This window comes from Paraburkholderia sp., assembly GCF_035501035.1.
In the GTDB taxonomy this organism is placed as follows: Bacteria; Pseudomonadota; Gammaproteobacteria; order Burkholderiales; family Burkholderiaceae; genus Paraburkholderia.
The window spans coordinates 26,872-39,350 of record NZ_DATJWR010000489.1; the positions used below are offsets into that span (position 1 = coordinate 26,872).

Sequence of the window (12,479 nt, forward strand, 5' to 3'; positions counted from 1 at the left end):
CGGCCGAACGTCGCCGCCACACCCTGCCGGCGCGCATCGCGCCGGACGCACCTTGCCGGCAGCAACCCGCCGGCGGCACCGCGCGGGCAGCCTCGCATGCCATGCCCGCAAACCCGCGCTCAACCCCGTTTCAGCCTGTTCCAGCCCTTTTACTGCTTTTTACTCGCCTCTGACTCTCTGACTGATAGCCCGCCGTGAAACCGATTCTCAAATCCAACAAGCTGCAGAACGTTTGCTACGACATCCGCGGGCCGGTACTCGAGCATGCGAAGCGCCTCGAAGAAGAAGGCCACCGCATCATCAAGCTGAACATCGGCAATCTCGCGCCGTTCGGTTTCGACGCGCCCGACGAGGTGATCCAGGACATGATCCTGAATCTGCCGGGCTCCTCGGGGTATTCCGACTCGAAGGGCGTGTTCGCCGCGCGCAAGGCGATCATGCATTACGCGCAGCAAAAGGGCATCAAGGGCGTCGAGCTCGACGACATCTACATCGGCAACGGCGCATCCGAACTGATCGTGATGGCCATGCAGGCGCTGCTCAACGACGGCGACGAGGTGCTGCTGCCCGCGCCCGACTATCCGCTCTGGACGGCCGCCGTGAGCCTTTCGGGCGGCACGCCCATCCACTACATCTGCGACGAGTCGAACGCGTGGATGCCGGACCTCGACGACATCCGCGCGAAAATCACGCCGAACACGCGCGCGCTCGTCGTCATCAACCCGAACAACCCCACGGGCGCGCTCTATTCGGATGACCTGCTGCGCGGCCTCGTGGCGATCGCGCGCGAGCACGGCCTGATCCTCTTCGCCGACGAGGTCTACGACAAGATCATCTATGACGGCAAGACGCACACGGCGCTCGGCTCGCTCTCCGAAGACGTGATCACCGTCACGTTCAACAGCCTCTCGAAGAGCTATCGTGCGTGCGGTTACCGCGCGGGATGGATGTTCCTTTCGGGCATGACGGGCGAGAACCGCCGCCGCGCGAAGGACTACACGGAAGGTCTCGGTATTCTCGCCTCGATGCGGCTGTGCGCGAACGTGCCGGGCCAGTACGCGATCCAGACGGCGCTCGGCGGCTACCAGAGCATCAACGAGCTGATCGCGCCGGGCGGGCGCCTCTATCGGCAGCGCGAGCTCGCATACAACCTGCTCACGGCCATTCCGGGCGTGACCTGCGTAAAGCCCGAGGCGGCGCTCTATATGTTCCCGCGCCTCGACCCGAAGCTCTATCCGATCGAGGACGACCAGCAGTTCATCCTCGACCTGCTGCTGCAGGAGCGCGTGCTGCTCGTGCAGGGCACGGGCTTCAACTGGAAGCAGCCGGACCACTTCCGCGTGGTGTTCCTGCCGAACGTCGACGATCTGACCGATTCGATCAACCGCATCGCGCGCTTTCTCGACGGCTATCGCCAGCGGCATGGCACCTGAGTTCGGGCCTGAGCCGCAAGTAAAACGCATTCCCTTTTCACACATCTAGACGAACACACGCTGCATGGAACCGATCAAAGTAGGTCTCTTGGGCTTCGGCACGGTGGGCAGCGGCACCTTCACGGTACTGCGCCGCAACCAGGAAGAAATCAAACGCCGCGCGGGCCGCGGCATCGAGGTGGCGCGCATTGCCGTGCGCAACCCGGCCAAGGCCACGGCGGCGCTGGGCAGCGACGCCGGCACGATCGACCTGACGACGGACTTCAACGCCGTCGTGGACGATCCGTCGATCTCGATCATCGCCGAAATGATCGGCGGCACGACCTTCGCCCGCGAGCTCGTGCTGCGCGCGATCGCCAACGGCAAGCACGTGGTCACGGCGAACAAGGCGCTCCTGGCGGTGCACGGCACCGAGATCTTCGAAGCGGCGAGCGCGAAGGGTGTGATGGTCGCGTTCGAGGCGGCGGTGGCGGGTGGCATTCCCATCATCAAGGCGCTGCGCGAAGGCCTCACGGCCAATCGCATCCAGTACATCGCGGGCATCATCAACGGCACGACGAACTACATCCTGTCGGAGATGCGCGAGCGCGGCCTCGACTTCGCGACCGCACTCAAGGGCGCGCAGGAGCTGGGCTACGCCGAAGCCGATCCGACCTTCGACATCGAAGGCGTGGACGCCGCGCACAAAGCCACGATCATGAGCGCGATCGCGTTCGGCGTGCCGGTGCAGTTCGACAAGGCGTACGTGGAAGGCATCAGCAAGCTCGACGCCATCGACATCAAGTACGCCGAGGAGCTCGGCTACCGCATCAAGCTGCTCGGCATCGCGCGCCGCACCGATCACGGCATCGAGCTGCGCACGCATCCCACGCTGATCCCGGCCAAGCGCCTGCTCGCGAACGTGGAAGGCGCGATGAACGCGGTGGTCGTGCACGGCGACGCCGTGGGCACGACGCTCTACTACGGCAAGGGCGCGGGCGCCGAGCCTACGGCTTCGGCCGTGGTGGCCGATCTCGTCGACGTGACGCGCCTGCACACGGCCGACCCCGAGCACCGCGTGCCGCACCTGGCGTTCCAGCCGGACAGCCTCTCGAACACGCCGATCCTGCCGATCGAGGAAGTCACGAGCGGCTACTACCTGCGCCTGCGCGTGGCCGACCAGACCGGCGTGATGGCCAACATCACGCGCATTCTCGCGGACAGCAGCATCTCGATCGATGCGTTGCTGCAAAAGGAATCCGAGCAGGTCGACGCGCAGGGCAAGGCGGAAACCGACATCATCCTGATCACGCACCGCACGGTCGAAAAGAACGTGAACGCGGCGATCGCGCAGATCGAGAAACTCTCGACCGTCAAGTCGTCGGTGACGAAGCTGCGCATGGAAGGACTGAACTAAGGCAAGGGCTATGAATTACGTATCCACGCGCGGCGCGGGCGCCGGCGAGCATCATTCGTTTTCCGACATCCTGCTGGGCGGCCTCGCGCGCGACGGCGGCCTCTATCTGCCGGCGCAGTATCCGCGCATCGGCGAGGAAGAGCTCGCGCGCTGGCGCGGCCTCTCGTACGCGGACCTCGCGTTCGAGATCCTCTCGAAGTTCTGCGACGACATTCCGGCCGACGACCTGCGCGACATCACGCACCGCACCTATACGGCCAGCACGTACTGCAACGTGCGCCATGGCGAGGACGCGAGCCGGATCACGCCGCTCACCACGCTTGGCGAGGAAAACGGCGCGACGCTCTCGCTGCTCGAACTCTCGAACGGCCCGACGCTCGCGTTCAAGGACATGGCGATGCAGTTGCTCGGCAACCTGTTCGAGTACGCGCTCGCGAAGGCCGGGCAGCAATTGAACATTCTGGGCGCGACTTCGGGCGACACCGGCAGCGCGGCCGAGTACGCGATGCGCGGCAAGAAGGGCGTGCGCGTGTTCATGCTCTCGCCGCACAAGAAGATGAGCGCGTTCCAGACGGCGCAGATGTTCAGCCTCCAGGACCCGAACATCTACAACCTGGCGGTGGAAGGCGTGTTCGACGACTGCCAGGACATCGTCAAGGCCGTCTCGAACGATCACGCGTTCAAGGCGCAGCAGAAGATCGGCACGGTCAACTCGATCAACTGGGCGCGCGTCGTGGCGCAGGTCGTCTACTACTTCGCGGGCTACTTTGCGGCGACGAAGAGCAATGACGAGCGTGTGTCGTTCACCGTGCCCTCGGGCAACTTCGGCAACGTCTGCGCGGGCCACATCGCGCGCATGATGGGCCTGCCCATCGAGAAGCTCGTGGTCGCGACCAACGAAAACGACGTGCTCGACGAGTTCTTCCGCACGGGCATCTACCGCGTGCGCGCCTCGGCCGAGACGTATCACACGACGAGCCCGAGCATGGACATTTCGAAGGCGTCGAACTTCGAGCGCTTCGTCTACGATCTGCTCGGCCGCGATCCGGCGCGCGTGACGCAGCTGTTCCGCGACGTGGAAGAAAAGGGCGGTTTCGATCTCGCGGCCAGCGGCGACTTCGTGCGCGTGCAGCAGTTCGGCTTCGTGTCGGGCCGCAGCAGCCACGACGACCGCATCGCGACGATTCGCGACATCTACGCGCGCTACAAGACGATGATCGACACCCATACGGCCGATGGCGTGAAGGTCGCGCGCGAGCATCTGCAGCCGGGCGTGCCGATGATCGTGCTCGAAACCGCGCAGCCGGTGAAGTTCGGCGAAACGATTCGCGAGGCGCTCGATCGCGAGCCGGAGCGTCCGGCGGCGTTCGAGGGTCTGGAGGCGCTGCCGCAGCGCTTCGAAGTCGTGCCCGCTGACGCCCAACGCGTGAAGGACTATATCGCCGCTCATACGGCGGACTGATCGATGCCGCCGGGGCCGGATCGCATGCCGGCCCCGGCGTACCGACTTCTCCATGGCCATGCGCCTCGTCGATCCTCTTCGTCGCCCTTTATCCGTTTCCTTTTAGGCTCCGTTTCCTGTTAGGCCGCTCGGACGTTCGGTCCGGATCGCCGGCCGTCTCCAGCGATTCAGCCCGCACTCGCGCGCACTGCACGCAGGCCGGCAACGGCATAAGGCACAGCGCACCCCGTGCGCCGCTACAATAACGGCAGACCAACCGCTGCTGGCGGCCCACCCGCCGACTCCGAGACACTCTCGATGTCCACGCCTACGTCCCCGTCTTCCGCCGCGCCGCGCGCGCCGATGCTGTCCACCGCCGATGCCCTCGCCACGCTGCTTGCCGCAGCGAAGCCGCTCATCGGCACCGAAATGCTGTCGACGTCGGACGCATTGAACCGCGTCCTCGCCGCGGATGTCGTCTCGCCGCTCGACGTGCCCCCGATGCATACGAGTGCGATGGATGGCTACGCGGTGCGTGTGGCCGATCTCGCGCAGGGCAGCCGACATTTGCCGGTTTCGCAGCGCATTCCCGCAGGCCACGCGCCACAGCCGCTCGTGGCGGGCACGGCGGCGCGCATCTTCACGGGCGCGACGGTGCCTCCGGGGGCGGACGCCGTGGTGATGCAGGAGCAGACGGAGACAACGGAAGGTGCCGTCACCATCCTGCACACGCCGAAGGCGGGCGAATGGATCACGGCGCAGGGTGCGGACATCCGCAAGGACACGGTGATCCTGCCGGCGGGCACGCGCCTCACGCCGGCGGCGCTTGGGCTGGCCGCATCGGTGGGCTGCGCGACCCTCATGGCGGCGCGCCGCGTGAAGGTCGCGGTGTTCTTTACCGGCGACGAGCTGACCATGCCGGGAGAGCCGCTCAAGCCCGGCGCGATCTACAACTCGAACCGCTTCACGCTCACGGGCCTGTTGCGCAACCTCGGCTGCGAAGTGACCGACTACGGCATCGTGCCGGACCAGCTCGACCTCACGCGTGCAACGCTTCGCGAGGCGGCTGGCGCGCACGATCTGATCCTCACTTCGGGCGGCGTGTCGGTCGGCGAGGAGGATCACGTGCGGCCCGCCGTGGAAGCGGAGGGCCTCATCAACCTGTGGCAGATCGCCATGAAGCCGGGCAAGCCGCTCGCGTTCGGCGCGGTGCGTCGCGCGCAGGCGGCCGGCGCTGAGGAGCCGGGCGGCGAGGCTTTCTTCATCGGGCTGCCGGGCAACCCGGTGTCGAGCTTTGTCACCTTCCTGCTGTTCGTGCGCCCGTTCCTGTTGCGTCTCGCAGGCGCGAACCACGTGAGCCCCCGCGCACTCTCGCTGCGCGCTGACTTCACGCAGACGAAGAGCGACCGCCGCAACGAGTTCCTGCGCGCGCGCGTGAATCCCGCCGGCGGCCTCGAGCTGTTCCCGAATCAGAGCTCGGCGGTGCTGACTTCCACGGTTTGGGGCGATGGCCTGATCGACAATCCGCCGAACCACGCAATCAGTGCAGGCGAGACAGTGCGCTTCATTCCGTTCACCGAATTGCTGTACTGACTGGCCGTACTGAGCCTTGTAACCGATGAAGATCCAGTTGAAATTCTTTGCGAGTGTTCGTGAGGCGCTCGGCGTCGCGGACGAAACGGTGACGCTGCCGGAGAGCATCGTGACGGTCGGCGACGTGCGCGGCTGGCTGCGCGCGCGCGGTGGCGTCTGGGCCGAAACGCTGGCGGAAGGCCGCGCGCTGCGCATGGCCTGCAACCACGTGATGACCGACCCACGCACGCGTATCACCGAGGGCTGCGAAGTGGCGTTTTTTCCGCCCGTGACGGGCGGCTGAACGTTCCGGGAGACTCGCGATGCCTGTACGTGTACAAACCGCGGATTTCGACCTCACCACCGAAGTCGCCCAGTTGCGCGCGCGCAATCCGGCGATTGGTGCCGTGGCGTGCTTCGTCGGTACGGTGCGCGACCTGAACGACGGCAGCACGATCGCCTCGCTCGAACTCGAGCACTATCCCGGCATGACCGAGAAGGCGCTCGAAGCCATCGCTGGGGAGGCGCAGCGGCGTTGGCCGGGCATCGAAGTGCTGATCGTGCACCGCGTGGGCAAGCTCGCGCCGCTCGACCAGATCGTGCTGGTCGCGACGACCTCGAAGCATCGCGGCGACGCCTTCGCGTCCTGCGAGTTCGTGATGGACTATCTGAAGTCCGAGGCGCCGTTCTGGAAGAAGGAAGAGACGGAGCAGGGCGCGCGTTGGATCGATGCCCGCGAGAGCGACGACGCGGCGTTGGCGCGCTGGGGCGTGGCCTCGACGAACGCGTCTCGGGAGCCGAAGTAGGCGTTGCTTGCGTACGGCGACGAGTGGCCGGTGCCACGTCCGGTTAGCACGCCATCCGCCCGATCGTGTGGGTCCATGTAACGCAACTAACTGCCAAGCCAATCTTCCAACCGCAGGCAGGCCGGTCAGCCTGCTGGCGGCTTCTCGTCGACATCCATCGAGCGACCAATGATTCGGGTCGGGAACGGCTCGCCAGCCGGGCGCGTGGGCAGATCATGGCCGTGCCCGGCGGGGCGGCGGCGCGGCGCTACGCTTTCGAGGAGCGCCTGCTGCTCGGCGGGGATCGTATAGTCCCAGCCGAAGCGGCTTAGCTGCAGACTTTGCGCGATGCGCAGGGCAGGCTCCATGAACTGCACCGCCGCCGCGCTCTCGTAGCGAGCCTGTACCGTATCGAGGAACAGATAGAGCCAGCGACTGAAGTGCTGCGGCTCGACGCCGGGCACCGGTTCGTGAGCCTGCTGCACATTGCCACGGTAGGTTTTCGTGCCCAGCACGAGGCTAGCCCAGAAACGGCACATCTTCGGCAGATGTTCGTCCCAACGTCCGGCCAGCGCGCTTTCGAATACCGGGCCGAGCATTGCGTCGTCTCGCACGCGGTCGTAGAAGGCGTAGACGAGTTCGCGGATGTTCTCTTCGGTAGGCTGGGCGTGAAGCGCGGGCGCGGTGCGTGAGTCGGGGCGAGTCATTGTGGTGCCTGGATCTTGCTGGGGTTGGGCGTGGATTGTGCCGGTGCGGCGCCTGGAGTGTAGCCGGCGGGAGCGCGCCGGCACGATGCGGTGTTGGGCCGCACAGTCGCAACCCGGCAGCCAGGCAATGCGAATTGTCGATGATACCCAGTTCAGGCAAAACCTGCATGCCGGCTGCATGTTAATGTATGGTATCGGTTGCCTGCACTGCTATCAACACTGCGATCAACAACGCCACCGCCATTGCCACCATCGCCATGAGACTGACCGACTACACCGACTATTCGCTACGCGTGATGCTCTATCTCGCGTTGCGTCGCGACAGCCTCGCGACAATCCAGGAGATTTCGGATGCCTATGGGGTGTCGAAAAATCATCTGATGAAAGTCGTGCAGCGTCTTGGCGAACTGGGCTGGGTCGACACGCTGCGCGGGCGCAACGGCGGTTTGCGCCTCGCGCCCGCTTCGCTGGACCTGACCGTTGGCACCGTCGTGCGTCAGACCGAGAGCGATTTCGCGCTGGTGGGCTGTTTTCCGGACGAGCACGGCGAGCGCCGAAGCTGTGTGATCGAACCGCAGTGTCGGCTCAAGCACGCGCTGGCGGCGGCGCGCGACGCCTTTCTGGCCGAGCTCGATCGCCATACCATCGGCGAACTGGCGCAGCCGGCCGGCGAGCTGACCGGCCTGCTCGGCCTCGCACCGATTCAGTTCATGCCGCGCGTGCAGGCCGCGCGGCCGTCGCCTTCTCGCGAGCACTGAAGGGCATCCGCGTCTGGCTTTCCCGCATCTCGCTCGTCCCCTCGCTCGCTGCGGCGCCCAGCCGTAGCCGATTCAGCGCACCTCACTACACTTGCCTCATCGGGCGCGCGATACATCGCCGTCCGCCGTTCGGCACTCGCTCGATTCATGACCTTCGAGCGTCGCCGACGAAGCGGCGATTCGCGCATCGATCGAAAAAATCGGAAAAAATGACGTGATGCGCGCTTGAAACCGGCGCGCCCCCCCTCAAATTTGGTGACAGTCTAGAAATTCGGAGGTCTCGTTTCAAATGAGAATCGACAAACTCACCACCAAGTTCCAGGAAGCCATCGCCGACGCGCAAAGCCTCGCGGTGGGCCACGATAATCAATACATCGAACCCGTTCATCTGCTCGCGGCGCTCGTCGCGCAGCAGGACGGCTCGGCCCGCTCGCTCATGTCGCGCTCGGGCGTGCAGGTGCAGGCGCTGCAGAACGCGCTCAACGACGCCATCAACCGCTTGCCGCAGGTGCAGGGCACCGACGGCAACGTGCAGATCGGCCGCGAGCTCACGGGTCTGCTCAATCAGGCGGACAAGGAAGCCCAGAAGCTCAGCGACAGCTACATCGCGAGCGAGATGTTCCTGCTCGCCGTAGCCGACGACAAGGGCGAGGCAGGGCGCCTCGCGCGCCAGCACGGCTTGTCGCGCAAGGCGCTCGAAGCGGCGATCGTCGCGGTGCGCGGCGGCGCGCAGGTCCATAGCCAGGACGCCGAGAGCCAGCGCGAAGCGCTCAAGAAGTACACCGTCGACCTGACCGAGCGCGCGCGCTCGGGCAAGCTCGACCCCGTGATCGGCCGCGACGACGAAATCCGCCGCTCGATCCAGATCCTGCAACGCCGCACCAAGAACAACCCGGTGCTGATCGGCGAGCCCGGCGTGGGCAAGACGGCGATCGTGGAAGGGCTCGCGCAGCGCATCGTCAACGGCGAAGTGCCGGAGACGCTCAAGGGCAAGCGCGTGCTCTCGCTCGACATGGCGGCGCTGCTCGCGGGTGCGAAGTAACGCGGCGAGTTCGAGGAGCGTCTGAAGGCCGTGCTCAACGACATCGCGAAGGACGAAGGCCAGACCATCGTCTTCATCGACGAGATACACACGATGGTCGGCGCGGGCAAGGCCGAAGGCGCGATGGATGCGGGCAACATGCTCAAGCCGGCGCTCTCGCGCGGCGAGCTGCACTGCATCGGCGCGACCACGCTCGACGAATATCGCAAGTACATCGAAAAGGATGCCGCGCTCGAGCGCCGCTTCCAGAAGGTGCTCGTGGATGAGCCTTCGGTCGAGGCGACCATCGCGATCCTGCGCGGCCTGAAGGAGAAGTACGAGCTGCACCACGGCGTGGAAATCACCGACCCGGCCATCGTCGCGGCGGCGGAGCTCTCGCATCGCTATATCACCGACCGTTTTCTGCCGGACAAGGCCATCGACCTGATCGACGAAGCCGCTTCGAAGATCAAGATGGAAATCGATTCGAAGCCCGAATCGATGGATCGGCTCGATCGCCGCATCATTCAGCTGAAGATCGAGCGCGAGGCCGTCAAGAAGGAAAAGGATGAAGCTTCGCAGAAGCGTCTGCAGCTGATCGAGGAAGAGATCGACCGCCTGAACCTCGAATATAAGGACCTCGAAGAAATCTGGACCGCCGAGAAGGCCGCGGTGCAGGGCAGTGCACAGATCAAGGAAGATATCGACAAGGTGCGCGCCGAGATCACGCGCTTCCAGCGCGAGGGCAAGCTCGAAAAGGTCGCGGAACTGCAATACGGCAAGCTGCCGCAACTCGAAGCGCAGCTCAGGCAGGTCGCGCAGGCCGAGGCGAACGAGCAGAACAGCCCGACTCGTCACCGTCTGCTGCGCACGCAGGTGGGCGCCGAGGAGATCGCGGAAGTCGTGTCGCGTTCGACCGGCATTCCCGTCTCGCGCATGATGCAGGGCGAGCGCGAAAAGCTGCTGCTGATCGAAGAGAAGCTGCACGAGCGCGTGGTCGGCCAGGACGAGGCGATCACTGCCGTTGCCGATGCGATCCGCCGCTCGCGCGCCGGCCTCGCAGACCCGAACAGGCCCTATGGTTCGTTCCTGTTCCTCGGGCCGACGGGCGTGGGCAAGACCGAGCTGTGCAAGGCGCTGGCGGGCTTCCTGTTCGATTCGGAAGAGCATCTGATCCGCATCGACATGAGCGAGTTCATGGAGAAGCACAGTGTGGCGCGGCTCATTGGCGCGCCGCCGGGATACGTGGGCTACGAGGAGGGCGGCTATCTCACCGAGGCCGTGCGCCGTAAGCCCTATAGCGTGATCCTGCTCGACGAAGTCGAGAAAGCGCACCCGGATGTGTTCAACGTGCTGCTGCAGGTACTCGACGACGGCCGCATGACCGATGGCCAGGGCCGCACCGTCGACTTCAAGAACACGGTGATCGTGATGACGTCGAACCTCGGTTCGCATTTGATCCAGGCGATGGTGGGCGAGCCGCAAGAGGCAGTGAAGGACGCGGTCTGGAGCGAAGTGAAGCAGCAGTTCCGCCCCGAGTTCCTGAACCGCATCGACGAAGTCGTGGTGTTCCATGCGCTCGATCACGCGAACATCGAGGCGATCGCGAAGATCCAGTTACAGCGTCTGCGCGAGCGCCTGGAGAAGCTCGACATGGAGCTGATGGTGTCGGACGAGGCGCTCGGCCGGATCGCCAAGGTAGGCTACGACCCGCTGTTCGGGGCACGGCCGCTCAAGCGTGCGATTCAGCAGGAGATCGAGAATCCGGTCGCCAAGCTGATTCTCGCGGGCAAGTTCGGACCGAAGGACGTGATTCCGGTCGACGTCCAGGAGGGCAAGTTCGTGTTCGAGCGCGTCGTGCACTAAGCGGCTTGTCGGGCCAGCTGGCCCATGAGGCTGGCGCGTGCCGTGTGGCGCGCGCCGCGCTGAAACAAAAAGGGCAACGGAGTGATTCGTTGCCCTTTTCTTTATGCCGGCATGCAGCGCGTGCGTACAGCTGGTGGATCGAGCGGCGAACTCAAGCCTGCTTGTTGCCGCCGCCGAGCAACGACGCGAGGCCACCAAGCGTACCGAGCACGCTCTCGGTGTTGATTTGTCCGCCGGCAGGCACTTCGCCAGTGGGTGTGCCGGCATTGACCACGTGCGGGAGCACCTGCGCGAGCAGTCCGCCCACCTGGTCCGGCTGCAAGCCAACCTTCTGCGCGAGGCCCGCCACGGCGTCCGAGCCGAGCACGCTGTGGATCTGGTCGGCGGACACGGCCTGGTTCTCGCCGTTGCCAATCCACGATTGCACGACGTCGCCGAGGCCGCCTTGCTGGAACTTCTCGATGAGGCCGTTCAGGCCGCCGGGCTGGTTGTTGACGAACTCCATCGCCGCAGCGACGAGCTGGGTCTGGCCGCCGCCTTGCTGTTGCGATTGCGAACCGAGCAGGGAACCGAGGGTATCTAGCAGACTCATGACAATCTCTCTGGATGATGGCCGCGACGGGGGGCGCAGCCGGTAGGTGGGACGGCGCGCGCGAAGGCGGCGCCGCGTGAACAGGGTCCGGTGCGCGGCGGCCCGGACGATGGCGACGATCACGCGCCGGAAGCCGCCGCGTCGGACGCGGCCTTGCTGTTCTTCGACTTCCTGGACTTTTTCGCCTTCGTATCGGATGCCGTAGCCGGCGCCGCAGCGGCAGAACCCGCTTCAGGCGCGCTCGCGGCGGCGGCCATCTTTTCCTTCTTGCTCATGTGCTTCGACTTGCCCGCCGTCGTGTCCGAGGCGGCCTGCGCGGTGGCGGTGGCCGCCGGGGCTGGCTTCGTCATCGGGTTGGCCGTGGTGGCGGCCGGCGCGGCGCTCTTGCTGCTCTTCGACGCGGCCGTCTTGCCCGCTGGCGGCGCCGACGAGCCGTTGATCGTGAGCCCTGCGGCTTCGAGGTTCTGAACCGACTTCGGACCGATGCCCTTGACGCGGTTCACGAGATCGTCGGCGTCTTTGAACGGGCCGTTCTTCGTGCGTTCGTCGATGATCGCCTTTGCGTGGACGGGACCGATGCCCTTGACGGATTCGAGCGTGGTTTCGTCGGCGGTGTTGACCTCGACGGCAGCGGCCAGCACGGCGGAGAGCGACAGACCGAACGCGAGGAACAGCATCAGCAGCTTCTTGAGCATGGCAATCACTCCATTGAGGGCAATTCTGTTAGCCGGGAACGGACGGCGCATCCAGCCGAGGATGCTGCGGTACAAGAATAGGACAGTTGGCGTATCCGTGAATCGGGCGCGCTCGATTTATACCGGTCGATTCGTGGCAAGTAAATCGCATCGAACAATATTTAATAGTTCTGTGCAATTCGGCGATGCGATGTCGCCCGCGCCTTTTCGGCC

The 12,479-nt window shown here is 65.2% G+C and carries 10 protein-coding genes and 1 pseudogene; 8 read left to right on the top strand and 3 right to left on the bottom strand.

Annotation, left to right across the window (positions count from 1 at the left end; genetic code table 11):
* Window positions 1–194: 194 nt before the first annotated feature.
* The 6 genes from VMJ11_RS33510 to VMJ11_RS33535 all read left to right on the top strand — a co-directional run bounded on the left by VMJ11_RS33510 (window position 195) and on the right by VMJ11_RS33535 (window position 6,648).
* Complete coding sequence (locus VMJ11_RS33510) at window positions 195–1,433, top strand: pyridoxal phosphate-dependent aminotransferase (RefSeq protein ID WP_325625436.1); 1,239 nt, start codon at window positions 195–197, stop codon at window positions 1,431–1,433.
* A 64-nt stretch (window positions 1,434–1,497) separates the two neighbouring features.
* Window positions 1,498–2,829 (top strand): homoserine dehydrogenase, encoded by a 1,332-nt coding sequence (locus VMJ11_RS33515; protein WP_325625437.1) that lies wholly within the window; start codon window positions 1,498–1,500, stop codon window positions 2,827–2,829.
* Window positions 2,830–2,839: 10 nt separating this feature from the next.
* The gene (gene thrC, locus VMJ11_RS33520) at window positions 2,840–4,291 is read left to right on the top strand and encodes a threonine synthase (RefSeq protein WP_325625439.1); all 1,452 of its coding nucleotides are present in this window, start codon (window positions 2,840–2,842) and stop codon (window positions 4,289–4,291) included.
* Window positions 4,292–4,588: 297 nt separating this feature from the next.
* A complete protein-coding gene (glp, locus tag VMJ11_RS33525) occupies window positions 4,589–5,863 on the top strand; it encodes a gephyrin-like molybdotransferase Glp (protein ID WP_325625440.1) in 1,275 nt (424 codons plus the stop codon).
* A 25-nt stretch (window positions 5,864–5,888) separates the two neighbouring features.
* Window positions 5,889–6,146, top strand: coding sequence for a molybdopterin converting factor subunit 1 (gene moaD, locus VMJ11_RS33530; protein WP_158950258.1), 258 nt, complete (start codon window positions 5,889–5,891; stop codon window positions 6,144–6,146).
* A gap of 19 nt (window positions 6,147–6,165) precedes the next feature.
* Entirely contained in the window at window positions 6,166–6,648 is a 483-nt protein-coding gene (locus VMJ11_RS33535) for a molybdenum cofactor biosynthesis protein MoaE (protein ID WP_325625441.1), read from the top strand.
* A gap of 125 nt (window positions 6,649–6,773) precedes the next feature.
* On the opposite strand, the gene VMJ11_RS33540 is transcribed toward VMJ11_RS33535, so the two are convergent.
* Window positions 6,774–7,334 (bottom strand): group III truncated hemoglobin, encoded by a 561-nt coding sequence (locus VMJ11_RS33540; RefSeq protein WP_325625442.1) that lies wholly within the window; start codon window positions 7,332–7,334, stop codon window positions 6,774–6,776.
* A gap of 257 nt (window positions 7,335–7,591) precedes the next feature.
* On the opposite strand from VMJ11_RS33540, the gene VMJ11_RS33545 reads away from it, so the two are divergent.
* Together VMJ11_RS33545 and clpB are read left to right on the top strand one after the other, a co-directional pair.
* Window positions 7,592–8,092, top strand: a complete 501-nt coding sequence (locus VMJ11_RS33545; RefSeq protein ID WP_325625443.1) for an Rrf2 family transcriptional regulator — start codon at window positions 7,592–7,594, stop codon at window positions 8,090–8,092.
* Window positions 8,093–8,381: 289 nt separating this feature from the next.
* Window positions 8,382–10,979, top strand: a pseudogene (gene clpB, locus VMJ11_RS33550) (ATP-dependent chaperone ClpB).
* 151 nt (window positions 10,980–11,130) lie between these two features.
* On the opposite strand, the gene VMJ11_RS33555 reads toward clpB, so the two are convergent.
* Together VMJ11_RS33555 and VMJ11_RS33560 are read right to left on the bottom strand one after the other, a co-directional pair.
* The gene (locus VMJ11_RS33555; protein WP_325625445.1) at window positions 11,131–11,571 is read right to left on the bottom strand and encodes a YidB family protein; all 441 of its coding nucleotides are present in this window, start codon (window positions 11,569–11,571) and stop codon (window positions 11,131–11,133) included.
* Between the two features lie 119 nt (window positions 11,572–11,690).
* Window positions 11,691–12,266, bottom strand: coding sequence for a helix-hairpin-helix domain-containing protein (locus tag VMJ11_RS33560; RefSeq protein WP_325625446.1), 576 nt, complete (start codon window positions 12,264–12,266; stop codon window positions 11,691–11,693).
* Window positions 12,267–12,479: the final 213 nt, after the last annotated feature.